The organism is Leclercia sp. UBA5958 (assembly GCF_002430365.1).
Lineage (GTDB): Bacteria > Pseudomonadota > Gammaproteobacteria > Enterobacterales > Enterobacteriaceae > Enterobacter > Enterobacter pneumoniae.
On record NZ_DJCE01000011.1, the window covers coordinates 186,861 to 209,612 of the forward strand.

Consider the following 22,752-nt stretch of genomic DNA (forward strand, 5'->3'; position numbering starts at 1 on the left):
GCGCCCCCGCAGAACGTAGCTGCCGGGGCGGTCACTGGCGTCAGGCTTTGGCGTGCACCCGGTTGGTCAGGCCGCGCAGGAAGTAACGCAAGAACTGATCGCCACACTCACGGTAGTTCTTGTGGTCCGGCGCGCGCATCATGGCCGTGATTTCCGGCATAGAGACGCGAAACTTCTGCTCGGTCATGATCGCCAGGATATCGTCTGTTTTCAGGGAGAAGGCGATGCGCAGCTTCTTCAGCACCGTGTTATTGTTAACACGACGCTCAAGCGCCAGCTCAGGCGCAGATTCATCTTTGCCACGCTTATCGTAGATCAGCCCGTTCAGGAAGCCAGACAGAATAATGTCCGGGCAACGGACAAAACCCTCTTCGTCCTCTTTGGTCATCCAGGTGTCGAAACCGGCAGAGGTGGACTCCATCTCGGAGAGCGCAAGAATGCGCACCATATCGTTATTGTTCGCTTTCAGGGTGTAGCGCAGGCTACGAAGAATGTCATTACTAAGCATGAGTGCCTTTAACTGTCGATGATGCAATGGCGCGCAGTGTAGCAGTTTTACAGCCCAATCGCCTCTTTCAAACTCTTCAGATAGCGGCGGCTCACCGGCACCGTCTGCCCGGATTTTAACACCAGCTCCGCCTGACCGTTCTCCTCCAGCCGGATCTCTTCCAGGTGGGCCATGTTAACCAGGTATTGTCGATGGCAGCGCAACAGCGGCGTGCGGCTCTCCAGGGTTCGTAGCGTCAGCTCGGTAAAACCCTCTTTGCCTTCATGGCTGGTCACGAATACCCCGCTCATTCGACTGCTGACAAAGGCCACGTCATCCATCTGCAGCAGATAAATACGGCTATGGCCCGAACAGGGAATGAACTTCAGGGGCTGCTGATTTTCCGCCAGCAGCGAAACATCCTGCACGCTACGCTCTTGCCGTAAGCGGTTAAGGGTCTTTTCCAGCCGCTTCTCTTCGATAGGCTTCAGCAGATAATCAAAGGCATGTTCTTCAAAGGCTTTTACCGCGTACTCATCGTAGGCGGTCAGAAAAACGATATAGGGCCGGTGCGCCGGATCGAGCATTCCCACCATCTCCAGCCCGCTGATGCGTGGCATCTGAATGTCCAGAAACAGCACATCCGGGCGCAGCGTATGGACGGCCCCGATAGCTTCGATGGCGTTGGCGCACTCCCCTACCACCTCGATATCACGCTGTTCCTGCAGAAGCACCCGCAGGTTTTCCCTCGCCAGAGGTTCATCATCAACTATCAGCACGTTCAGCATGTGCGTTCCTCCAGGGGCAGACGTAAGGTAATACGGGTAAAGCAATCCGGTTCACAGGCCACGGTAATGCCACAGCTATCGCCGAAATGGGCACGTAATCGTTTATCGACCAGCCCCATGCCCAGTCCGGTGGATCCGGGTTTTGCGGTATACAAGCCGGCGTTATCTTCAATATCAAGCACCAGATGGTGATTAAACTGGCTGGCGGTAATGGAGATCTCACCGGTGCCCAACAGCTGGGAAGTGCCATGCTTGATGGCGTTCTCGACCAGCGGCTGCAAGGTAAAAGCAGGCAGCTGTTGCCAGGAGAGCTTCTCCGGCACGTTCAGCGTTACCTGTAAACGCGCCTGGAAGCGCGCCTTTTCAATTTGCAGATAGGCATTCACATGCTCTATTTCATCTGCCAGGGTGACAATCTCTGACGGCCGCTTCAGGTTCTTACGGAAGAAGGTCGATAAAAATTGCACCAGCTGCGTGGCCTGGTCGCTATCACGGCGGATCACCGCCTTAAGCGTATTCAGGGCATTGAACAGGAAGTGCGGATTCACCTGAGCATGCAGCAGCTTGATCTCCGACTGCGTCAGTAACGCTTTTTGTCGCTCATACTGTCCAGCCAGAATTTGCGCTGAGAGCAGCTGGGCAATCCCCTCCCCCAGCGTGCGGTTGATGGAGCTAAAGAGTCGGTTTTTGGCTTCATAGAGCTTGATGGTGCCCATGACCCGCTGGTTCTCTCCCCGCAGCGGGATCACCAGCGTTGACCCTAGCTTGCACTGGGGATGCAGCGAACAGCGGTACGGCACTTCGTTACCGTCTGCGTAGACTACCTCACCGGTCTCGATGGCGCGAAGCGTATAGCTGGACGAAATCGGTCTGCCCGGCTGGTGATGGTCGTCTCCGATACCGGTAAAGGCCAGCAACTTCTCACGATCGGTGATGGCTACCGCGCTAATGTCCAGCTCCTGATGCAGAACCAGCGCCACTTTCATGCTGTTCTCTTCGTTGAATCCCTGGCGCAAAATCCCCTCTGTCGAGGCCGCAACTTTCAGGGCGGTGGCGGAAAATGCCGAGGTATACTTTTCAAACATGGCCCGCTTATCGAGCAAGATACGCATAAACAGCGCGGCACCGACGGTGTTCGTGACCATCATCGGTGCCGCGATGCTGCTCACCAGATGCAGAGCGCTGTCATAGGGGCGGGCAATAAGCAGGATGATCAACATTTGCACCAGTTCGGCCACAAAGGTGATGGCGCCCGCGGTCAAGGGGCTGAAAACTTTGTCCGGACGGCCACGCTTAATCATATAGCTATGCACCAGCCCACCCAGCAGCCCCTCAACGATGGTGGAGATCATGCAGCTTAGCGCCGTCATGCCGCCCATGGAGTAGCGGTGCAGCCCACCAGTCAACCCCACCAACCCACCTACAACCGGGCCGCCCAGCAGCCCGCCCATGACCGCGCCAATGGCGCGCGTATTGGCAATGGAGTCTTCAATATGCAGGCCGAACCAGGTGCCGAGAATACAGAAAATAGAGAATACGACGTAGCAGAGGAGTTTATGCGGCAGACGCACGGTGACCTGCATCAGGGGGATAAAGAGGCGCGTTTTGCTCATCAGCCAGGCAATGACCAGGAACACGCACATCTGCTGAAGCAGCAACAACACCAGATTGAATTCGTACATACTTGAAAACCGCAAACCCTAAAAGCGCGTAACATACACCCATAAGCGTTAACTTTCTTTGTAGCAATACTTAATAAACCTCGTTTCGTGGCTGACATCACACCTTTTGCTGAACATATTCTGATCTTCGTATTGTTTGTGCAAAAAAAGGACAATTCTTCCTGGTTCGCGAAACTCGGTCTACAGTTAAGCTGGGAATGCGCAAGCCAGGGGGCTCAGATGGCGCTTTACACGATAGGGGAAGTGGCACTTCTTTGTGACATCAATCCCGTTACGTTACGGGCCTGGCAGCGTCGCTACGGATTACTGAAACCGCAGCGAACCGACGGCGGGCATCGGCTGTTTAACGATGCGGATATCGATCGGATCCGCGAAATTAAAGGCTGGATTGATAACGGCGTGCAGGTCAGCAAGGTGAAAACTCTGCTGAGCGAGCAGAATAATACTGAACAGGACATCTGGCGCGAACAGCAGGAAGTGTTGCTACGCTATTTGCAGTCTGGCCATCTCAACCGCCTGCGTCTCTGGCTTAAGGAACGGGGCAGTGACTATCCCGCACAGACGTTAATTGCCCACCTTTTCATCCCCCTTCGCCGACGTCTGCAATCCCAACAACCAACCCTTCAGGCGTTACTGAGTGCCCTGGATGGCGTGCTGATTAATTACATCTGCATCTGTCTGGCGACGGCGCGTAAGAAAAACAGCAAAGACGCGCTCGTCATTGGCTGGAACGTGCATGATACGACCCGTCTGTGGCTGGAAGCCTGGATCGCCGCCCAGCAGGGGTGGCGCGTCGATGTGCTGGCCCATTCGCTCGGCCAGTTGCGCCCGGAGCTGTTCGACGGCCAGACGCTGCTGGTGTGGTGCGGTGAGTCCCCCACCGAAGCACAGCAGCAGCAACTAACCCAGTGGCAAGAGCACGGATATCCGGTCTTCTCCCTTAATGGCAATTAATGGTTCATTAACAGCCGTGCTTCGCCGTATAATCGCTCTGTTAACAAAAGGAGCACAAGATGAAAGCAACCAAAGTGGCGGTAATCACCCTGTTCGCACTGATGGCCGTAAGCGGTATTGGCGGTGTGATGCTGGCTGGCTATTCCTTTATTGTTCGCGGCGGTGTCGGCTGATCCAGCCTGCCAGCCGTTCAAAGGCGCGGTCTACCACAATGGCCGCCAGCGCCACCAGAGTCGCCCCCTGAATGATATAAGCCGTATTGAATCCGCTTAAGCCGATAATAATCGGCGTTCCCAGTGTGTTCGCCCCCACCGTCGACGCGATAGCCGCCGTACCAATATTGATGATCACCGAGGTGCGGATACCGGCCAGCATCACCGGCGCCGCCAGCGGCAGCTCAATACTGCGCAGTCGCTGCCAGCCGCTCATCCCCATCCCTTCCGCTACGCTGATGGCCGAGGCGGGCACTGCCGCGAGCCCTGCCAGCGTCGCCTGTAAAATCGGCAACACGCCGTAGAGAATCAGGGCGATAATCGCCGGCTGTTGCCCAAATCCCATCACGGGCACCGCAATGGCCAGTACCGCCACCGGCGGGAACGTCTGCCCGATAGCAGCCAGCGTTTCAATTAATGGGCGAAACTCCGCCCCTGCCGGGCGCGTCACCGCAATGCCTGCCCCCACGCCAATCGCCACCGCAATCAGGCTCGATATCCCCACCAGCCAGAAGTGCGCCAGCGTCAGGCTCAGAAAGCTCTCTTGCTGATAAACCGGACGAGGCAGTTCAGGAAACAGAGCGCTGAAAAGGGGCGCACTATGGGGCATGAGCAGCAGCAGCGCCACGAAGAGCAGCACCAGCCACAGCAGCGGGTCACGCATCCACTTCATGCGCGGCCTCCCCGTTCAGCAGATCGCGAAAATGCAGCGTGCCGCAAGGCTGACCCTGGGCGTTGACGACCGGCAACCGCTCGCAGCGGCCGGTGACAAACGCCGACAGGGCATCGCGCAGGCTCATGCTGTCGTGTAAAGGCTCACCCGCCTCAGGGGTCATCTCCCGACGCATCGACTCACCCACCGTTCGCAGGGAGAGCAACCGCACCCCCAGCTCGCTGTGGCCAAAGAACTCGCGTACAAAGGGGGTGGCGGGCTGTGTTAACAGCTCCAGCGGCGAGCCTTGCTGCACGACTCTGCCGTTATCCATCAACACCAGTCTGTCCGCCAGCCTCAGGGCCTCGTCAATATCGTGGGTCACCAGAACAATGGTGCGCCCCAGAATGCGGTGAATACGGGTCATCTCCAGCTGCAATGCGCTGCGTGTGACCGGATCCAGCGCCCCGAAGGGTTCATCCATTAATAGCACTTCTGGGTTAGCAGCCAGCGCCCGGGCAACCCCTACGCGCTGCTGCTGCCCGCCAGAAAGCTGATGCGGATAGCGTTCCCGCAGGGAGGGATCCAGACCCAGCAGCGCCATCAGCTCATCGACGCGGTCGTCGATCTGTTGTTTCGACCACTTTTGCAACTGCGGCACGGTGGCAATATTGCGCGCGACCGTCCAGTGGGGGAACAGCCCGATGGATTGAATGGCGTACCCCATACGCCGACGCAGCTCCAGCACCGGCAGGCTGCGGATCTCTTGCCCGGCGAAGCAGATGCGGCCGCTGTCATGTTCCACCAGCCGATTGATCATTTTCAGGGTGGTGGACTTCCCCGATCCGGAGGTGCCAATCAGCACTGAAAACGCCCCCTCCTCACAGGTGAGGTTCAGGTCGCTGACCGCCGGCTGACCGGCGAATACTTTATTTACATCCTGGAATTCAATCATCGCGACTCCCTTTCAGTAGCGCTATCCACAGGGCGAAGAGAGCGTCAATGACGACTGCCAGCGCAATAACCGGCACCACACCCAACAGCACAAGGTCGAGGGCACTACTCAGCAGCCCCTGGAACACCAGTGCACCTAACCCGCCGGCTCCAATCAGCGCGGCAATCACCGCCATCCCGACCGTCTGCACCGCTACCACCCGTAATGCGCGTAGCAGCACCGGTAGCGCAAGGGGAAGCTGGATCTGCCAGAAGCGCTGACGGGCGTTCATGCCCATCGCATCAGCACTTTCCAGTACGTCGGCAGGCACATGGCTTAACCCCGCCACCATCCCGCGCGCCAGCGGCAGCAAGGCGTAGAGCACCAGGGCAATCAGCGCCGGGGTTAGCCCTGTCCCGGCGATACCCAGCGTCGAAAGCCACGGAAAGGCTTTGGTCAGCCCGGCCAGCGGCGCGATCAGCAGGCCAAACAGGGCCACGGAAGGGATAGTCTGGATAACATTCAACACCGCAAACACCGGCCCCTGGCGGGTGGGATGGCGATAACACCACATCCCCAGCGGCACGCCAATGACCAGCGCCGGGGCGAGAGTGCCCAGCAATAGTGTTAGATGCTGCGCCAGCGCGTTATCAAACACCTCCTGCCGATTGGCGTACTCCTTTAGCAACGATAAGCTATTCAGCTCACCGCTAAAGAGCAGGGCTAACGGCAGGATCCAGATTTGCGCATGCAGCAGCCAGCGCCAGACGGGCTGAGTCGAGAGACGACGAATAGCATCGCTGCAGGCCAGCAAGCACAAGGCCAGCCAGAGCCACAGACCGCTGCCTACCGACGTACGAGCCAGCGGACTTTCTGCCGTTACCAGGTGCGTGGCCGCCTGCCCTGCGCTCCAGAAAAGCACAATAAACAGCAGCTCGCATACCAGTAGCGTCAGCATCAGCGCCAGTCGGCCACGCGCCAGCGATAGCCCCGCCAGCAGGCAGAGCGGCGCCAGAAGCAGCCAGGGGGAACAGGGGGAAAAAGACCAGATTTGCCAGAGCGCACGCCCCTCTCCGGAAACCAGCCGGTTTGGGGCGAAATTGACGAAAGGCAGCGCGGCTGCCGCCACAGCCAGAATGGCCAGCAGCAACAGCACGCGGTTATGACAGGTTATCGGCACAGCAAAGTCCTGTTGCGGTGGGCTATTTCACCAGCCCTTTCGACTTAAGATAATCTGCCGCCACTTTTTTGGCATCCAGCCCCTCTACCGCAATGCTGGCATTCAGCTGCTGTAAGGTTTTCTCATCCAGGCTTTCAAAGACGGGCTTCAGCCATTCGCCGAGCTGCGGATAGGCCTTCAGCACCGCTTCCCGCACCACGGGTGCAGGTGCATAAATAGGCTGAACCCCCTTCGGATCGGTAAGGGTCTGTAGACCCAGCGCCGCGACCGGGCCGTCGGTGCCGTAGGCCATTGCCGCGTTCACTCCGGAAGTTTGCTGCGCCGCCGCTTTAATGGTCACAGCCGTATCGCCACCGGCCAGTGACAATAGCTGGCTCTGGTCGAGCTTGAAGCCGTAAGTTTTTTCAAACGCGGGTAACGCATCCGCACGTTCGATAAATTCTGCCGACGCGGCCAGTTTGAATTCGCCTTTCTCTTTCAGATAGCGGCTAAGATCCTCAAGCGTCGTCAGCTTGCCCTTTTCCGCCACGTCTTTGCGCACCGCGATGGTCCAGGTGTTATTGGCCGGGGCCGGGGTTAACCACACCAGCTTGTTCTGTTCGGCGTCGAGTTTTTTAACTTTTTCGTAGCCCTGGCTGGCATTCTTCCATGCGGCATCGTTTTCATCTTTGAAGAAAAACGCCCCGTTGCCAGTATATTCCGGGTAGATATCCAGCTCGCCGGACGTGATGGCACCGCGCACCACCGGGGTGGTGCCAAGCTGAACTTTATTGACTGTTTTTACGCCGTGACTTTCGAGCACCTGCAAAATGATATTGCCGAGCAGCGCCCCCTCAGTATCAATTTTAGAGCCCACTTTCACAGGCTCCGCGGCCTGCAGCGGTAAACTCAACGCCGCCAAAAGTGCCGCTGAGCCTAAAATCCCCTTCGAAATCGTCATACCTCATTCCTCATTTTTTTATCGCCCTTTTCAGAGGCTTGAGTGAAAAGCGTAGTTTAAAATGGCGAAATTAACCGCCAAATTGCGTTATTTGCATCGCGTGAGAGACATCCCCCGCACGGCAGGGGATGTCTGGAGGAAGGGTTACAGCAGTTCGAACTCGCCTTTGTTTACCCGCGCAGAGTCCTGGCCAATAAAGACGTTGAATTTGCCCGGTTCAGCATCGTACTTCATGCGCTGATTCCAGAACTTAAGCGCCTCGATATCGATCGGGAAGTTAACGGTTTTGGTCTCGCCCGGCTTCAGGCTGATCTTCTCAAACCCACGCAGTTGTTTAACCGGGCGGCTGGTTGAGGCGGTAACGTCCTGAATGTACATCTGCAGCACGGTCGCACCTTCACGCTTACCGCTGTTGGTTACCTGCACGCTGGCGGTGACCTTGCCGTCACGGGCCATCGACGGGGAAGACATTTTCACCTCAGAGACGCTAAACGTGGTGTAGCTCAGCCCATAGCCAAAGGGATAGAGCGGGCCATTGGCTTCGTCGAAGTAGCGCGAGGTGTATTTGTTTGGCTTATCGGCGTTGTACGGGCGGCCGGTGTTGAGGTGGCTGTAGTAAACCGGGATCTGTCCAACCGAACGCGGGAAGGACATCGGCAGCTTACCGGACGGGTTGTAATCGCCAAACAGCACATCGGCAATGGCGTTCCCGCCCTCGGTGCCGGCGAACCAGGTTTCCAGAATGGCATCCGCCTGCTGATCCTCTTTTACTAGCGCCAGCGGACGGCCATTCATTAGCACCAGCACCAGCGGTTTGCCGGTGGCTTTCAGCGCGGTAATCAGGTCACGCTGACTTTGCGGCAGGGTGATGTCAGTCCGGCTGGAGGCCTCATGGGCCATGCCCTGCGCTTCACCCACAACGGCAACGATGACGTCAGACTGCTTCGCGGTATTCACCGCTTCGTCGATCATCTCTTTTGGCGAACGCGGATCGACCTTCACCGCCTCTTCATACTGATTGAGGAAGGTGACGATGCCCTGATCGTTAGTCACGTTGGCACCTTTGGCATACTTCACGGTGGCGTTGTCGCCCAGCGCATTTTTGATACCCGTCAGCACGGTGACCGACTGGTCCGCCACCCCGGCTGCCGACCAGCTCCCCATCACGTCGCGCTTGCTGTCGGCCAGCGGCCCGATCACCGCCACGGTGCCCGATTTGGCGAGCGGCAGCGTATTGAGACGGTTTTTCAGCAGCACCAGACTTTCGCGGGCGACTTCACGGGCTTCTTTGCGGTGCAGGCGGCTTTCGGCGTTCGTGTCTACCGGATCAGACTCTTTCGGCCCCAGGTGGCTGTACGGATCGTTAAACAGCCCCATGTCATATTTCACATTCAGAACATGACGGGTCGCGTCGTCCAGCTCCGCCATGGTGACCTTGCCCGATTTGACCAGCCCCGGCAGGTATTTGCTGTAATACTCGTCGCTCATGCTCATGTTAATGCCGGACTTCAGGGCGACGCGCACAGCATCTTCAGGATCGGAGGCGGTGCCGTGCTTGATCAGCTCCTTAATGGCCCCGTGATCGGAAACGGTGATGCCCTTGAAGCCCCACTCGTCACGCAGAACCTCTTTCAGCAGCCAGGCATCCGAGGTCGCCGGGGTCCCGTTCAGGGAGTTCAGGGCGACCATTACCGCGCCGCTGCCCGCGTCCAGCCCCGCTTTGTAGGGCGGCATATAGTCGTTAAACAGACGCTGCGGGCTCATGTCGACGGTGTTGTACTCTTTACCACCCTCAACGGCGCCGTAGGCTGCGAAGTGCTTTACGCTGGTCATCACCGAATAGCGATCCGCCGGGCTTTTGCCCTGCATCGCTTCCACCATGGTTTTGCCCAGGGTGGCGGTAAGGTAGGTATCTTCCCCGAAGCCTTCCGAGGCGCGGCCCCAGCGCGGATCGCGAGAGACATCGACCATTGGCGCCCAGGTCATATTCAGGCCGTCGTCGGCTGCTTCATACGCCGAGACGCGCCCCACGGTTTTCACCGCATCGAGGTTAAATGAGGAGGCCAGACCCAGGCTAATCGGGAAGACGGTACGCTGGCCGTGCAGCACGTCATAGGCAAAGAACAATGGGATCTTCAGGCGACTCAACTCCATCACCTGGTCCTGCATTTTGCGGATGTCCTGGCGGGTGACGGTATTGAAAATCGCCCCAACCTGACTCTCTTTGATCATCTCACGGATGGCCTCTTTCGGGTTATCCGGGCCGACGCTGATAAGACGTAACTGACCAATTTTCTCATCGACCGTCATCTTCTTGAGCAGGTCGGTAACAAAGGCGTCACGCGCTTCCGGCGTCAGGGGATGATTGCCAAACAGCTCATCAGCCAGCGCGGGTTGCAGTGCCAGACTTACAGCGACACCTACAGAACATAGCCATTTCATGTCGTTTACTCTCTCATCAATAACCGCCGGATAATCGCGGCCAGACCGTGCGAAAAACGCAGTGTGCCATAAACCCTGCGCCGCTTGCAGGGTTTATTCTCTGATTTTTCTGGTGAATAGAGGTTCGTCTAAAGATTAATCGCGCTATGCTGTAGAGCACGAGTTTGCTTCATCACAAGGAGTGGAAATGTCTTCCGTCAACACGCACGATAACAACGCATTTATCAATGAATTGTCACGACTGGTGGGCGCATCCCACCTGTTGACCGACGCGGCGAAGACCGCCCGCTATCGTAAAGGGTTCCGTTCCGGCCAGGGCGATGCGCTCGCGGTGGTATTCCCGGGAACCTTGCTGGAACTATGGCGCGTGCTCAGCCTCTGCGTTGAGGCCGATAAAATCATCCTGATGCAGGCAGCCAATACCGGCCTGACCGAAGGTTCTACCCCCAACGGTAACGACTACGACCGCGATATCGTGATCATCAGTACCCTGCGACTGGATAAGCTGCACCTGCTGGACAACGGCGAACAGGTTCTGGCCTATCCGGGCACCACCCTCTACTCACTGGAAAAAGCGCTTAAGCCGCTGGGACGCGAGCCGCACTCGGTGATTGGCTCCTCCTGCATTGGGGCGTCGGTAGTCGGTGGTATCTGCAATAACTCCGGTGGATCACTGGTGCAGCGCGGTCCTGCATATACCGAGATGTCGCTCTTTGCGCGCATCGATGAAAACGGCAAGCTTCAACTGGTGAACCATCTCGGTATTGAACTGGGCGTTACGCCAGAGCAGATCCTTAGCAAGCTGGATGACGATCGGGTTAAAGATGAGGATGTGCTTCACGACGGGCGCCACGCGCACGATCATGACTACATCAGCCGCGTGCGCGAGATTGATGCCGATACGCCGGCACGGTATAACGCTGACCCGGATCGACTGTTTGAATCCTCCGGCTGTGCGGGCAAACTGGCGGTCTTTGCCGTGCGCCTGGACACCTTTGAAGCCGAGAAAAATCAGCAGGTGTTCTATATTGGCACCAACCAGCCGGAGGTCCTGACCACCCTTCGCCGTCATATCCTTGGCGAGTTCTCTCATCTGCCGGTGGCGGGTGAGTATATGCACCGGGACATTTACGATATTGCTGAGCGTTACGGCAAAGATACGTTCCTGATGATCGACAAACTCGGTACCGACAAGATGCCCTTCTTCTTTACTATGAAGGGGCGTACCGATGCGATGCTGGATAAAGTCTCGCTCTTTAAACCGCACTTTACCGACCGGTTTATGCAGAAACTGGGCAACGCCTTCCCGGCACACCTCCCCCCACGTATGAAGAGCTGGCGCGATAAGTACGAGCATCACCTGCTACTGAAGATGGCGGGCGACGGTATTGCCGAAGCGCAAAGCTGGTTAAGCGAATATTTCAAAACCGCCGACGGGGATTTCTTCGCCTGTACCCCCGAAGAAGGCAGCAAAGCGTTCTTGCACCGTTTTGCCGCCGCCGGCGCGGCTATCCGTTATCAGGCGGTTCATGCCGATGAAGTTGAAGATATCCTTGCACTGGATATCGCCCTGCGCCGCAATGATACCGAGTGGTTTGAACAGCTGCCGCCGGAGATCGACAGCCAACTGGTGCATAAGCTCTATTACGGCCACTTTATGTGTTATGTCTTCCACCAGGACTATATCGTCAAAAAAGGGGTGGATGCCCATGCGTTGAAGGAGCAAATGCTGGCGCTATTGCAGGCGCGCGGGGCGCAATATCCTGCGGAGCATAATGTCGGCCACCTCTACGAAGCGCCGGAAGCATTAAAGCAGTTTTATCGCGCAAATGACCCCACCAACAGTATGAACCCCGGCATTGGTAAAACCACTAAGCACAAAAACTGGGCTGAAGGGGCTAATCCAGCGGGTGATACTTTGCAAACGACGAAATAGACCAGAAAGGGTCGCAGAAGCATTTGTTAAGCGACATGCAGCAGGACTAAAGTAGCATCACTGTGCCAGAGAAACGTTTCTCTGGCTTTTTGATGAGGAATGGGCAGACCATGTCGGCTGTAGAAATGTTAACCGAAACGGAAGTTGTGGTACGCGATGTGCTGCCCGACGATGCGCATGCCATTGCGGCAATTTACGCCTGGCATGTCCTCAATGGGCGGGCCTCGTTTGAAGAGGTTCCCCCGACGGTAGAAGAGATGCGTCAACGCATCAAGAGCGTGACCGGAGAGGGATTACCCTGGCTGGTTGCCCTCTATCGCGGCATCCTGGTGGGCTACTGCTATGCGACGCTGTACCGTCCCCGCTCCGCCTATCGCTACACCCTTGAAGAGTCGATCTACGTTGACGCCAGCACGCCGGGACGGGGTTTTGGCAGCGCCCTGCTCAGCGCGTTGATTGCACGCAGCGAACAGGGGCCGTGGCGGCAGATGATTGCCATCATCGGCGATGGGCCGAATAACACCGGCTCGTTGCGCCTGCATAAAAAGCACGGATTTGAAGTGGCCGGACAGCTCAGGAGCGTGGGTTACAAGAAAGGGGACTGGCGCGATACCCTGATTTTGCAGCGTCCACTCAACGACGGTGACTGGACGCTGCCGGAGTAATTAGTCGTTCTGGGCGGTCTGTTCGCCGGCGAGAGTGCCCGCCGCAGCCATCTGGGCCGCTTTTTGCTTTTTATAGCTCAGCGCCGCCGCCGGAACCGGCATCACTTTCCCCGTCTCAATCCAGGTACGCAGACGGCTGGCATCCGCGAAGTGGGTGTATTTGCCAAAAGCATCCATCACCACCAGCGCCACCGGTTTACCCTTGATCACCGTACGCATCACCAGGCAGTGGCCTGCCGCGTTGGTAAAACCGGTTTTGGTCAACTGAATGTTCCAGTTATCACGGTAGACCAGATGGTTAGTATTGCGGAACGGCAAGGTATAAGCCGGGTTCGCAAAGGTCGCCATCTCTTCTCGGGTGGTGCTCAACTGACCAATCAGCGGATACTGTTTGCTGGCGATCAACATTTTGGTCAGATCCTGCGCGGTCGAGACGTTATGGATCGACAGGCCTGTCGGCTCTACGAAGCGGGTATGGGTCATACCCAGCGCTTTCGCCTTAGCGTTCATGGCCTTGATAAAGGCGTTATAGCCGCCCGGATAGTGGTGAGCCAGGCTCGCCGCCGCGCGGTTTTCCGAGGACATCAGTGCCAGCAACAGCATATTTTTACGGCTGATTTCGCTGTTCAGGCGCACGCGGGAGTAGATCCCTTTCATTTCAGGCGTCTGGCTGATATCGACTTTCAGTTTCTCATCCAGCGGCAGTCGTGCGTCCAGCACGACCATCGCGGTCATTAATTTGGTGATGGAAGCGATCGGGCGCACCAGATTTGGGTGGCTGGCGTAGATCACCTTATTGGTATTCAGATCGACGATCATCGCGCTACCGGAGGCAATTTCCGGCTGGGCTGCCGTCGTCACGGCGGCGGTTTTCGCGAGGGCCGGTGTCGCAACAGGTACGGTCAGCAACAGGGCAAGGCTCAGTATAGAAACGCGGAATTTCAGCATGGGGAGACTTCGGATAATTATTCACGCACGTGATAACGTACACCGCCGATGAAGTGAGGCATCACCGGCTGGCAAACGTCATCATAGCCGCCCGGATGCCTGGCCGCCAGAAGATAATCGTGAACAGATGCTGCATTGCTGGCTATTACGCCAGCAATGCAGTGCATTCAGAACAGGCGATACCCATAACCCCAGAGAATAACAGTCAGCGCCAGCAGCGCTTCCAGCACCAGCACGCCGATAGCCAGCGTCGAGCTGGAGAAACTGAGCCCCTCCTCTTTATTGATATTGAGGAAGGTGGGAATGCCGACATACAGTAAATAGCCGGTATAGAACAGCGCAACGGTGCCCACCAGCGCACAGAGCCAGACCAGTGGGTAAATCGCCACAATGCCGCTTAAAAACAGCGGAGTAGCAACATAGCCGGCGAAGATCATACAGAGCGTGAGGGAGGGACGCTGCGGGTGGTTACGCGCCATCCAGTAAATCACGCGCCCCATGATCGCCACACCGGCCAGCATCATGCCGTAAAAGATCACCGCAAGCGCCAGGCCGGTCATCCAGGAGAGTTGTATAACTGTGCCATCACCAAAATCCCAGCCAATCTGCGTAGTGCCAATAAACGCGCAAATGACGGGGATCGCCGCCATCAGCAACACATGATGGGTATAGTGATGACTGACGGTTTCGTTTTCACTTCTGATAACGTGCATTTCACGGTCGGGATGGGAAAAAAGTCCCCAGACATGGTTCATAACGCCCCCTTGTTGTCGGCCCGTACAGCGATACTTAAGTATAATCCAGGCATCAGATTATTTTGTGTACAGCATAAAAAATGCCGTTATGGCCAGAGAGGAACTACGCTTATCTTATGGATATCAATGCACTGATAGAACAATACGGATACGCCGCGTTAGTGATAGGCAGCGTGGCAGAAGGGGAAACCATTACGCTTCTGGGCGGCGTGGCCGCGCACCAGGGCCTGTTGAAATTCCCACTGGTGGTAGCTGCCGTGGCGCTGGGGGGGATGATCGGCGATCAACTGCTCTATTTTCTTGGCGTCCGCTTTGGCCCGACGCTGTTACGGCGCTTCTCTCGCCATCAGAAAAAAATCCAGCGGGCGCAAAAACTGATTCAGCGCCACCCTTACCTGTTTGTCATCGGCACCCGCTTTATGTATGGCTTTCGCATTATCGGCCCGCTGCTCATCGGGGCCAGCCGTCTTCCGCCCAAAATCTTCCTGCCGCTGAATATCCTCGGCGCCATTGTTTGGGCGCTGATCTTCTCCACCCTGGGTTACGCGGGTGGAGAAGTGATAGGCCCGTGGCTGCATAGCTTTGACCAGCACCTGCGCCACTGGGTATGGCTGATTGGCGTGCTAGTGCTGGTGGTGCTGATACGCCTGTGGTTAAAGCGCCGTGAGAATAAGCGCGATTAACCCCGGCTACGACTGGGGCTTAAACTGCGGATTGGCCAGCATAAAGCCCCCATCAACGATAAACGACTGGCCGGTGGTGTAACTGGCGTCGCTGTCGCATAGCCAGGCGACCAGACTGGCGATCTCTTTGGTGTGCCCAGGCCGCGCCAGCGGGATTTCGGGCATCGAACCCGGCTTCACTTCGCTGTCATCCATGTCGTTCATCGGCGTGGCAATAGCGCCCGGCGCCACGGCATTGACCAAAATATTGTGGTGGACGAGCTCCAGCGCCATCGATTTGGTTAGCCCGCCGAGGGCGTGTTTAGCCGCCGTGTAAGCGCTGGCCTCCGGTAACGGCGTATGTTCATGCACTGACGTGATGTTCACAATGCGCCCGCCCTGCCCCTGCTTCACCATCTGCTGCGCCGCAATCTGCGAACAGAGAAAGGCCCCGTCCACATCGACGGTGAGGATGCTGCGCCACTCCTCAAATTTCATCTCGAGGAACGGGGCTTTGGTCATCGCCCCGGCGTTATTGACCAGCACATCGAGACGCCCAAAGCGGGCAATCAGCGTCTCGATGGCCTTCACCCCCTCCGGAAGCGTGCTTAAATCGAGGTGAATGGACTCCGCGCGGCGGCCACGGGCTTCTACCTCCCGGCAGGTCTTCGCTGCCCCCTCTTCGTCCGAATGCCAGGTGACGCCTATATCAAATCCGCGCTCTGCCAGCATCAGTGCCGTGGTTTTACCGATGCCGGAATCGGATGCGGTCACAATCGCGACCCGTTGTGTTGCCGTCATACTCACCTCCTCAAGGACAAAGAGGTAAGTATAGATCCTGACTAAAATCAGGCCGCTTTTGTCATGGTTGCTACACTTAAAGGGAAAATACACAGATGAGGGAACTGACAATGAAAATTTTGCTATGGGTTATTTTAGTTATATTTCTGATTGGCTTACTGGTGGTGACGGGTGTGTTTAAGATGATCTTCTAAGCGATACCCCGGCAGGCTGACCCCTGCCGGGATGTTTCCTGCGTTACTCTTTTAGCGATGCCCCGTTGGTGGCAATCACCTCCTGATACCACCGGAAGCTCTTCTTACGGCTCCGCGCCAGAGTGCCGTTACCCTTGTCGTCACGGTCAACGTAGATAAAGCCATAGCGTTTTGACAGCTCGGCCTTCGAGGCGCTGACCAGATCAATCGGCCCCCAGCTGGTATACCCCATGATCTCGACGCCGTCGTCAATCGCCTCGCGAACCTGCACCAGGTGATCGTTCAGATAACTGATGCGGTAATCATCCTGCACCACGCCGTCGGCATCCGGTTTATCCTTCGCTCCAAGTCCATTTTCCACAATAAACAGCGGCTTCTGATAGCGATCCCACAGCACGTTCAGCAGCGTACGCAGGCCAATCGGGTCAATCTGCCAGCCCCATTCGGAGCTGGCCAAATGCGGATTGGGGACCATGCTCAGGATGTTGCCGCGTGCCTGCTGGTTTAGCGCTTCATCGGTGGTCACACAGCCGGTCATGTAGTAGCTGAAAGAGATAAAATCGACGGTTGATTTCAGCGCCTCGCGATCCGCGTCGGTGATCTCCAACTGGATGCCGTTTTCGCGGAAGAAGCGCAGCATATAGCCCGGATACGCCCCGCGGCACTGTACGTCACCGAAGAACTGCCAGGCGCGGTTCTCCTGCAGCGCTTCCAGCACATCTTCAGGTTTGCAGGTCAGCGGATAGACCAGGCCGCCCAGCAGCATATTGCCAATTTTCGCCTCCGCAATGATCTCGTGGCAGGCTTTGACCGCCAGTGCGCTGGCCACCAGTTGGTGGTGGATCGCCTGATAGACTTCACCTTTACTGCTGCTCTCCGGCAGGCCGACGCCGGTCATCGGCGCGTGCAGGGACATGTTGATCTCATTGAACGTGAGCCACAGCTTCACCTTCTCTTTATAGCGTGTAAATACGGTGCGCGCGTACCGCTCAAAGAAGCCGATGGTCTGACGACTGCCCCAGCCGCCGTACTGTTTCACCAGGCCCCAGGGCATTTCGTAGTGGGAGAGCGTCACCAGCGGCGTGATGCCGTGAGCGGCCAGCTCGTCAAAGAGCTTGTCATAAAAGGCCAGCCCGGCTTCGTTTGGCTGCTGCTCGTCACCGTTCGGGAAGATACGCGTCCAGGCAATAGAGACGCGCAGGCAGTTGAAGCCCATTTCGGCAAACAGGCTGATATCTTCCGGATAGCGGTGATAAAAGTCGATCGCCACGTCTTTGATGCCGCTGTCGCCCGCAACCCGTTCCACCACCGGGCCAAAGACCCCCTGCGGCTGCACATCAGAGGTGGATAATCCTTTGCCATCCTCCAGATAAGCCCCTTCTACCTGATTAGCGGCAACCGCGCCGCCCCACAAGAAATCATTCGGAAACGTTTTCATAGGTTCTCCTGTTATTAATGGCTGACGCAGAGTAACGGCGTGCCCGCATTGACGGCAGTGGCCGCCACGGTGGCTACGTCCCGGTACTCGTCGCTATTACTGATAATGATAGGGGTCGCCAGATCGTAGCCGGCATCGATAATCGCCTGGCGATCGAACTCCAGCAGCAGATCGCCCGGCTGAACTTTGTCACCTACCTTCACGTGAGCGGTAAAGGGTTTGCCGTCGAGCTTAACGGTGTCGATTCCCACATGAATCAGCACCTCAATGCCGCTGTCGCTCAGCAGGCCGATGGCATGTTTGGTGGCAAACAGCGAGGCCACCTCCCCGGCAAATGGGGCGATTACTTTGTTGTCTGAAGGAATAATTGCCGCGCCGTTGCCCAGCAGCCCGCTGGCAAAGGTGGTATCCGGCACCTGATCCAGAGCCAGTACGGTGCCGGTCATCGGCGACAGCACATCGTTTTCACCCGGGGGCACCGCCACCGGGGTAGATTCCGCTGCCCGGCCCGGCATCCCGGCCACCAACGTCATGGCACAGCTCAACACCAGTGCCACCAGCGTACCGATAATACCGCCCCACAGGGTGGCATCCACGCCGCCTGGCGGGATCATCTGCGCCACGGTAAAGATATTGGCAAAGCCGAAGGAGTAGACGTGAGTATCGCTGAAACCCACAATCGCGCCGCCGATAGCCCCCGCCACACAACCAAAGATAAACGGACGACGCAGCGGCAAGTTCACGCCATAGACCGCTGGTTCAGTGATGCCAAAAATCCCTGCGGTGACGGACGAACCGGCCAACATTTTCTGACGGCTATCACGGGTACGCAGGAAGATACCCAGCGCGGCGCCCACCTGGCCAAACACCGCCGGCAGCAACATTGGCAGCATAGAGTCATGCCCCAGTACCGCAAGGTTGTTAATCATCAGCGGCACCAGCCCCCAGTGCAGGCCGAAGATCACGCAGACCTGCCAGAGCGCCCCCATTGCCGCCCCTGCCAGCCACGGCGCCAGCACGTAAATCCACTGGTACCCGTTTGCCAGCATCTGGCTAAGCCAGGTGGCAATCGGCCCAATGACCAGGAAAGTCAGCGGCACAGTCACGCCCAGACAGATGAGCGGGGTAAAGAAGTTTTTCATCGAAGAGGGCAGGCGTTTTACGCTCTGCTTCTCCAGCCAGCAGCTGACCCAGGCAGCGAGAATGATCGGAATCACCGATGAACTGTAGTTGAACCAGGTGACAGGGATCCCGAGGAAAGCGTCCTCCATCGCCCCTGCCTGCTGGCTGGCCTCAAAGGCCTGAATCATCATCGGATGGGTTAGCGCCCCCCCGATGACCATGGTGATGAAGGGATTACCGCCAAATTTCTTACCGGCGGTGTAACCCAGTACCAGTGGGAAGAAGAAGAAGAGCGCATCGCTCGCCGCAAACCAAATTTTGTAGGTGCCACTGTCGGTGGTCAGCCAGCCGCAGACTACCGCCAGCGCCAGCAGCCCTTTTAAAATACCGGAGGCGGCCAGAATGCCGATAAAGGGAGTAAAGATGCCCGAAACGATGTCGATCAAACGGCCAAGCAGATTACCTTTGTCGCCCGCCTCTTCCGTCACCGGCGTTTCATCGGTGAGCCCGGCTTCATGACGAACGGCTTTCCACACATCGTTAACGTGGTTGCCGATCACCACCTGAAACTGGCCGCCGCTTTCGACAACCATAATCACGCCCGGGTTTTTCTTCAGCCCCTCAGCATCCGCCTTTTGGCTCTCTTTCAGTTTAAAGCGAAGCCGGGTGGCGCAATGCACCAGACTGACAATGTTCTCCTTGCCCCCGACGTGGGCGAGAATATCCTTTGCCAATGCTTGATATTCCATCTCGATTTCCTTCTTCAATGCCCGCAGGCACCCGTTGACTGAGACTAAAAATAAAAAAACCCGAGAACGACCCCCATCAGGGGGCCGCGCTCAGGTTTTGCCTGCGTAATGCAGTAACAATCCAGTTGTTGAGGCTTAACGCCCCTCTTTTCTTACCCGCTCAATATGGATAGCGAGGAACATAATCTCTTCGGTTGTCAGCTCGCGCTGATAACTTTTTTGCAGATGCTGTGCGATCTTCTCGGCGCATTTCCACGCCTTCGCATAGTTATCTTTCACCGCGGTATGCAGCGAGACGTCGTCATCTTCCACGACGGTTCGCGTCAGCATGCGCTGGGCGAAGAACTTCAGGTGGGTGACGAAGCGCTGATAACTGAGCGACTCCTCGTCATACTCCAGCTGCAGTTGATACTTCACTAGCTGCAGAATTTCCTGCATCACGCGCGTAACGTGCATCACCTCCGGCATTTCGCTATTCAACTGGGCGGTCACCAGATGCAGCGCGATAAAGCCGGCCTCATCTTCGGCTAAGGCGACGTCGAGCCTTCTGGCGATGATGGCCCGGGCTTCCTGTCCCAGTTCAAACTCTTTTGGATAAAGGCGTTTGATCTCCCACAGCAGCACGTTTTTAATCGCCAGCCCCTTCTTCTGCCGCTCAATGGCGAAGTAGCAGTGGTCGGTCAGGGTGATGTATAAACTCTCCTGCAATTTACCCAGTCGCTGCGCCGCCAGCCCGATAATGCGGTCACAGGTGGTCATCACTTCCAGAGGGATCTGACTGAGAAGCTCCCCGAGGCGATGCACCAGTTCGTCACTTTGCAGTGCGAACACCTTTTCCACTTTCTCTTTATCCAGGTTCTCACCCACGCGCTTTTGAAAGGCCAGCCCACGACCCATCACGACCTGTTCGCGCCCGTGTTCATCCTGAACAACCACCACATTATTATTAAGAATTTTGGCGATGATCATCGGAACCCCAAAAACAAAAAAACCTGACCTCCGGCGGAAGCCAGAAATCAGGTTTTGCCTGCCGCAGCAGTAACAATCCAGTTCAGGTACTCTATCACTTTCATTCGTAGCCTCAATCCGCCACGAACAGAAACGTGATGGAGATCGCTCTCGGCCACTGTACAGCCAGCAGGCGATTTGCGTACCAAAGGCCTTTTAATGCTGGGCGAAAGAGGCATCTAAAAGCCCCGAGCCTGCCCGAGCGGGTATTATTTTGCCTGGATGACGCGCGCAATCTCTGCTGAGGTTTGCAGCGTGCGGATCTCCTGAAATAACGACAGCGCCTCGTCATACTCTTTGCGCAGATAACTGAGCCACTGTTTAATGCGCGCCACATGATACAACCCGGTATCACCCTGCTTTTCCAGACGACTGTATTTTTGCAGCAAGGTCACCACCTCCGCCCAGGGCATGCGCGGCGCGTTATATTTTATGACCCGGCTCAGATTGGGCACGTTCAGGGCGCCACGGCCAATCATGACCGAATCACAGCCGGTAGCGGCCATACAGGCCTGGGCACTTTCGTAATCCCAGATCTCACCGTTGGCAATAACCGGAATCGACAGGCGTTTACGGATCTCGCCGATGGCCTGCCAGTTAATGCGTTCTGCCTTGTAGCCATCTTCTTTAGTCCGCCCGTGAACCACCATCTCGCTGGCCCCCGCCTGCTGCACGGCATCGGCAATCTCAAACTGGCGATCGCTGTTGTCCCATCCCAACCGCACTTTTACCGTCACCGGCAAGTGCGCGGGTACCGCTTCGCGCATCGCCTTTGCGCCACGGTAGATAAGCTCAGGATCTTTTAACAGCGTGGCTCCGCCGCCGCTGCCGTTAACCAGCTTCGAAGGGCAGCCGCAGTTGAGATCCACACCATACGACCCCAGCTCCACCGCCCGGGCGGCGTTTTCTGCCAGCCACTCGGGATATTGCCCCAGCAACTGTACCCTTACCAGGGTGCCCGTAGAGGTGCGGCTCTGGTTGTGGAGTTCAGGGCAGAGTCTGTAAAACGACTTTACTGGCAGCAACATATCGACCACGCGCAGAAATTCGGTGATGCAGAGATCGTAATCGTTAACCTCGGTCAGCAGCTCGCGCACCAGTGAGTCGAGCACGCCTTCCATCGGCGCCAGTAATACACGCATTGTTCGTACCTGTGAAAAAAGACGCGCTATAGTAGCCGCTCTCCCGGTATGTGGAAAGCCCGGCGCTTACTCAGGCACCGTCTCTTCCGGGCGCAGCGTCAGCACTTCAAAACCCTCCGCCGTGACGGCGATGGTATGTTCCCACTGGGCCGAGAGTTTTTTGTCGCGGGTCACCACCGTCCAGCCATCTTTTTTGGTCTTGATACGGCTGTCGCCCTGGTTGATCATCGGTTCGATGGTAAAGACCATCCCTTCTTTGAGCACAGCGCCTTCACCGGGCTTTCCATAGTGCAAGACCTGCGGCTCTTCGTGCATCTCTTTGCCGATACCGTGCCCACAATATTCCCGTACCACGCTGTAGCCGTTGCTCTCAACATAAGACTGAATCGCATGGCCAATGTCCCCCAGCGTCGCGCCCGGCTTCACGGCCTTAATCCCTCTCCACATCGCCTCGTACGTTTTATTAACCAGTCGACGGGCCAGCGGCGAGACGTCGCCAATGAGATACATTTTACTGGAGTCGGCAATCATGCCCGCTTTTTCGAGCGTGATGTCGACATTGACGATGGACCCGGATTTCAGGTGCTCGGACGATTTCGGGATACCGTGGCAGACCACATCATTTACCGAGGTGTTAAGCACATACGGGAAATCGTACTGCCCTTTACTGGCCGGACGGGCCTGGAGTTGATTAACAATAAAGGCTTCCACCCGGTCGTTGATCTCCATGGTGGTGACGCCTGGCTTAATAAAGTCCTCCAGCATGGTAAAGACCGAGGCCAGCAGTTCGCCCGCATGACGCTGGCGCGCCAGCTCGTCTGCGCTTTTAATGAGAATTGATGGCATTGATCACCTCCAGTAAACGGTCGGAGCCGGATTTCAGCATCATCATCTTGATCTGCTGATGATTAAGTTCAGGGTAGAGCTCACTCATCATACCGAGGCGGATCCAGTATTCGGCCTGAGCGTTGACCGAACGTGACATGGCTTTGCTGGCATCACGAATGTCGTCATGCAGCAGGTCGGAAATTTTTACGATACCCATTTATATACTCCGTAAT

The 22,752-nt window shown here is 56.8% G+C and carries 23 protein-coding genes; 5 read left to right on the forward strand and 18 right to left on the reverse strand.

Features of this window, described 5'->3' with window-relative positions; genetic code table 11:
* Positions 1 to 40: 40 nt before the first annotated feature.
* The 3 genes from B2Q93_RS16340 to B2Q93_RS16350 are packed head-to-tail and all read right to left on the reverse strand — an operon-like array spanning position 41 to position 2,957.
* Positions 41 to 508: a DUF1456 family protein gene (locus B2Q93_RS16340; RefSeq protein ID WP_046884759.1), complete on the reverse strand. Its 468-nt coding sequence runs from the start codon at positions 506 to 508 to the stop codon at positions 41 to 43.
* Between the two features lie 47 nt (positions 509 to 555).
* The gene (gene btsR, locus B2Q93_RS16345; protein ID WP_040074830.1) at positions 556 to 1,275 is read right to left on the reverse strand and encodes a two-component system response regulator BtsR; all 720 of its coding nucleotides are present in this window, start codon (positions 1,273 to 1,275) and stop codon (positions 556 to 558) included.
* Positions 1,269 to 2,957, reverse strand: a complete 1,689-nt coding sequence (locus B2Q93_RS16350) for a sensor histidine kinase (protein WP_040074829.1) — start codon at positions 2,955 to 2,957, stop codon at positions 1,269 to 1,271. The genes btsR and B2Q93_RS16350 overlap by 7 nt, the downstream gene beginning before the upstream one ends.
* Positions 2,958 to 3,176: 219 nt before the next feature.
* On the opposite strand from B2Q93_RS16350, the gene mlrA reads away from it, so the two are divergent.
* Together mlrA and B2Q93_RS16360 are read left to right on the forward strand one after the other, a co-directional pair.
* A complete protein-coding gene (mlrA, locus tag B2Q93_RS16355) occupies positions 3,177 to 3,911 on the forward strand; it encodes an HTH-type transcriptional regulator MlrA (protein ID WP_046884757.1) in 735 nt (244 codons plus the stop codon).
* Positions 3,912 to 3,970: 59 nt separating this feature from the next.
* Positions 3,971 to 4,084, forward strand: coding sequence for a protein YohO (locus B2Q93_RS16360; RefSeq protein WP_072039489.1), 114 nt, complete (start codon positions 3,971 to 3,973; stop codon positions 4,082 to 4,084).
* On the opposite strand, the gene B2Q93_RS16365 is transcribed toward B2Q93_RS16360, so the two are convergent.
* From B2Q93_RS16365 to bglX, 5 genes are all read right to left on the reverse strand, one after another.
* Positions 4,059 to 4,796 (reverse strand): ABC transporter permease, encoded by a 738-nt coding sequence (locus B2Q93_RS16365; RefSeq protein WP_040074827.1) that lies wholly within the window; start codon positions 4,794 to 4,796, stop codon positions 4,059 to 4,061. The two genes, B2Q93_RS16360 and B2Q93_RS16365, sit on opposite strands and share 26 nt — an antisense overlap.
* Complete coding sequence (locus B2Q93_RS16370; protein WP_207292088.1) at positions 4,780 to 5,730, reverse strand: ABC transporter ATP-binding protein; 951 nt, start codon at positions 5,728 to 5,730, stop codon at positions 4,780 to 4,782. The genes B2Q93_RS16365 and B2Q93_RS16370 overlap by 17 nt, the downstream gene beginning before the upstream one ends.
* On the reverse strand, positions 5,723 to 6,889 hold the full coding sequence (locus B2Q93_RS16375) for an ABC transporter permease (protein WP_286933779.1): 1,167 nt from the start codon (positions 6,887 to 6,889) through the stop codon (positions 5,723 to 5,725). The genes B2Q93_RS16370 and B2Q93_RS16375 overlap by 8 nt, the downstream gene beginning before the upstream one ends.
* A gap of 22 nt (positions 6,890 to 6,911) precedes the next feature.
* On the reverse strand, positions 6,912 to 7,829 hold the full coding sequence (osmF, locus tag B2Q93_RS16380) for a glycine betaine ABC transporter substrate-binding protein OsmF (RefSeq protein WP_046884754.1): 918 nt from the start codon (positions 7,827 to 7,829) through the stop codon (positions 6,912 to 6,914).
* A 144-nt stretch (positions 7,830 to 7,973) separates the two neighbouring features.
* Entirely contained in the window at positions 7,974 to 10,271 is a 2,298-nt protein-coding gene (bglX, locus tag B2Q93_RS16385) for a beta-glucosidase BglX (RefSeq protein ID WP_046884753.1), read from the reverse strand.
* A gap of 187 nt (positions 10,272 to 10,458) precedes the next feature.
* On the opposite strand from bglX, the gene dld reads away from it, so the two are divergent.
* On the forward strand, positions 10,459 to 12,207 hold the full coding sequence (dld, locus tag B2Q93_RS16390; RefSeq protein WP_286933781.1) for a D-lactate dehydrogenase: 1,749 nt from the start codon (positions 10,459 to 10,461) through the stop codon (positions 12,205 to 12,207).
* A gap of 110 nt (positions 12,208 to 12,317) precedes the next feature.
* Complete coding sequence (locus tag B2Q93_RS16395) at positions 12,318 to 12,872, forward strand: GNAT family N-acetyltransferase (RefSeq protein WP_207292092.1); 555 nt, start codon at positions 12,318 to 12,320, stop codon at positions 12,870 to 12,872.
* On the opposite strand, the gene pbpG is transcribed toward B2Q93_RS16395, so the two are convergent.
* The 3 genes from pbpG to B2Q93_RS16410 are packed head-to-tail and all read right to left on the reverse strand — an operon-like array spanning position 12,873 to position 14,575.
* Complete coding sequence (gene pbpG / locus B2Q93_RS16400) at positions 12,873 to 13,820, reverse strand: D-alanyl-D-alanine endopeptidase (RefSeq protein WP_040074818.1); 948 nt, start codon at positions 13,818 to 13,820, stop codon at positions 12,873 to 12,875.
* A gap of 17 nt (positions 13,821 to 13,837) precedes the next feature.
* Positions 13,838 to 13,987: a hypothetical protein gene (locus B2Q93_RS16405; RefSeq protein ID WP_154298770.1), complete on the reverse strand. Its 150-nt coding sequence runs from the start codon at positions 13,985 to 13,987 to the stop codon at positions 13,838 to 13,840.
* Positions 13,988 to 14,575 carry a Yip1 family protein gene (locus B2Q93_RS16410; RefSeq protein ID WP_040074817.1) on the reverse strand — a complete coding sequence of 196 codons (588 nt, stop codon included), beginning with the start codon at positions 14,573 to 14,575 and terminating at the stop codon, positions 13,988 to 13,990.
* 116 nt (positions 14,576 to 14,691) lie between these two features.
* On the opposite strand from B2Q93_RS16410, the gene B2Q93_RS16415 reads away from it, so the two are divergent.
* Positions 14,692 to 15,258 carry a DedA family protein gene (locus B2Q93_RS16415; RefSeq protein WP_286933782.1) on the forward strand — a complete coding sequence of 189 codons (567 nt, stop codon included), beginning with the start codon at positions 14,692 to 14,694 and terminating at the stop codon, positions 15,256 to 15,258.
* 6 nt (positions 15,259 to 15,264) lie between these two features.
* Here the strand turns inward: B2Q93_RS16415 and B2Q93_RS16420 are convergent, their stop codons facing one another.
* The 7 genes from B2Q93_RS16420 to B2Q93_RS16450 all read right to left on the reverse strand — a co-directional run bounded on the left by B2Q93_RS16420 (position 15,265) and on the right by B2Q93_RS16450 (position 22,736).
* The gene (locus B2Q93_RS16420) at positions 15,265 to 16,038 is read right to left on the reverse strand and encodes an SDR family oxidoreductase (RefSeq protein ID WP_286933783.1); all 774 of its coding nucleotides are present in this window, start codon (positions 16,036 to 16,038) and stop codon (positions 15,265 to 15,267) included.
* 237 nt (positions 16,039 to 16,275) lie between these two features.
* Positions 16,276 to 17,670, reverse strand: coding sequence for a glycoside hydrolase family 1 protein (locus B2Q93_RS16425; RefSeq protein ID WP_286933785.1), 1,395 nt, complete (start codon positions 17,668 to 17,670; stop codon positions 16,276 to 16,278).
* A 14-nt stretch (positions 17,671 to 17,684) separates the two neighbouring features.
* Entirely contained in the window at positions 17,685 to 19,541 is a 1,857-nt protein-coding gene (gene bglF / locus B2Q93_RS16430) for a PTS beta-glucoside transporter subunit IIABC (RefSeq protein WP_286933786.1), read from the reverse strand.
* Positions 19,542 to 19,676: 135 nt separating this feature from the next.
* Positions 19,677 to 20,510 (reverse strand): BglG family transcription antiterminator LicT, encoded by an 834-nt coding sequence (gene licT / locus B2Q93_RS16435; protein WP_212477758.1) that lies wholly within the window; start codon positions 20,508 to 20,510, stop codon positions 19,677 to 19,679.
* Between the two features lie 248 nt (positions 20,511 to 20,758).
* Positions 20,759 to 21,691, reverse strand: a complete 933-nt coding sequence (gene dusC / locus B2Q93_RS16440) for a tRNA dihydrouridine(16) synthase DusC (RefSeq protein ID WP_286933787.1) — start codon at positions 21,689 to 21,691, stop codon at positions 20,759 to 20,761.
* 66 nt (positions 21,692 to 21,757) lie between these two features.
* Complete coding sequence (gene map, locus B2Q93_RS16445) at positions 21,758 to 22,537, reverse strand: type I methionyl aminopeptidase (RefSeq protein ID WP_286933788.1); 780 nt, start codon at positions 22,535 to 22,537, stop codon at positions 21,758 to 21,760.
* Positions 22,518 to 22,736: a ParD-like family protein gene (locus tag B2Q93_RS16450; protein ID WP_004868736.1), complete on the reverse strand. Its 219-nt coding sequence runs from the start codon at positions 22,734 to 22,736 to the stop codon at positions 22,518 to 22,520. The genes map and B2Q93_RS16450 overlap by 20 nt, the downstream gene beginning before the upstream one ends.
* Positions 22,737 to 22,752 lie beyond the last annotated feature (16 nt).

Excerpts from the sequence above, each read along its gene's own strand:
- B2Q93_RS16340 (WP_046884759.1), bottom strand. The coding sequence starts at position 508 with ATGCTTAGTAATGACATTCTTCGTAGCCTGCGCTACACCCTGAAAGCG.
- B2Q93_RS16370 (WP_207292088.1), bottom strand. The coding sequence starts at position 5,730 with ATGATTGAATTCCAGGATGTAAATAAAGTATTCGCCGGTCAGCCGGCG.
- B2Q93_RS16420 (WP_286933783.1), bottom strand. The coding sequence starts at position 16,038 with ATGACGGCAACACAACGGGTCGCGATTGTGACCGCATCCGATTCCGGC.
- dld (WP_286933781.1), top strand. The coding sequence starts at position 10,459 with ATGTCTTCCGTCAACACGCACGATAACAACGCATTTATCAATGAATTG.
- B2Q93_RS16360 (WP_072039489.1), top strand. The coding sequence starts at position 3,971 with ATGAAAGCAACCAAAGTGGCGGTAATCACCCTGTTCGCACTGATGGCC.
- B2Q93_RS16405 (WP_154298770.1), bottom strand. The coding sequence starts at position 13,987 with ATGCACTGCATTGCTGGCGTAATAGCCAGCAATGCAGCATCTGTTCAC.
- pbpG (WP_040074818.1), bottom strand. The coding sequence starts at position 13,820 with ATGCTGAAATTCCGCGTTTCTATACTGAGCCTTGCCCTGTTGCTGACC.
- B2Q93_RS16415 (WP_286933782.1), top strand. The coding sequence starts at position 14,692 with ATGGATATCAATGCACTGATAGAACAATACGGATACGCCGCGTTAGTG.
- dusC (WP_286933787.1), bottom strand. The coding sequence starts at position 21,691 with ATGCGTGTATTACTGGCGCCGATGGAAGGCGTGCTCGACTCACTGGTG.
- B2Q93_RS16425 (WP_286933785.1), bottom strand. The coding sequence starts at position 17,670 with ATGAAAACGTTTCCGAATGATTTCTTGTGGGGCGGCGCGGTTGCCGCT.
- B2Q93_RS16410 (WP_040074817.1), bottom strand. The coding sequence starts at position 14,575 with ATGAACCATGTCTGGGGACTTTTTTCCCATCCCGACCGTGAAATGCAC.
- btsR (WP_040074830.1), bottom strand. The coding sequence starts at position 1,275 with ATGCTGAACGTGCTGATAGTTGATGATGAACCTCTGGCGAGGGAAAAC.
- mlrA (WP_046884757.1), top strand. The coding sequence starts at position 3,177 with ATGGCGCTTTACACGATAGGGGAAGTGGCACTTCTTTGTGACATCAAT.
- B2Q93_RS16450 (WP_004868736.1), bottom strand. The coding sequence starts at position 22,736 with ATGGGTATCGTAAAAATTTCCGACCTGCTGCATGACGACATTCGTGAT.
- licT (WP_212477758.1), bottom strand. The coding sequence starts at position 20,510 with ATGATCATCGCCAAAATTCTTAATAATAATGTGGTGGTTGTTCAGGAT.
- osmF (WP_046884754.1), bottom strand. The coding sequence starts at position 7,829 with ATGACGATTTCGAAGGGGATTTTAGGCTCAGCGGCACTTTTGGCGGCG.
- B2Q93_RS16365 (WP_040074827.1), bottom strand. The coding sequence starts at position 4,796 with ATGAAGTGGATGCGTGACCCGCTGCTGTGGCTGGTGCTGCTCTTCGTG.
- B2Q93_RS16395 (WP_207292092.1), top strand. The coding sequence starts at position 12,318 with ATGTCGGCTGTAGAAATGTTAACCGAAACGGAAGTTGTGGTACGCGAT.
- bglX (WP_046884753.1), bottom strand. The coding sequence starts at position 10,271 with ATGAAATGGCTATGTTCTGTAGGTGTCGCTGTAAGTCTGGCACTGCAA.
- B2Q93_RS16350 (WP_040074829.1), bottom strand. The coding sequence starts at position 2,957 with ATGTACGAATTCAATCTGGTGTTGTTGCTGCTTCAGCAGATGTGCGTG.
- bglF (WP_286933786.1), bottom strand. The coding sequence starts at position 19,541 with ATGGAATATCAAGCATTGGCAAAGGATATTCTCGCCCACGTCGGGGGC.
- map (WP_286933788.1), bottom strand. The coding sequence starts at position 22,537 with ATGCCATCAATTCTCATTAAAAGCGCAGACGAGCTGGCGCGCCAGCGT.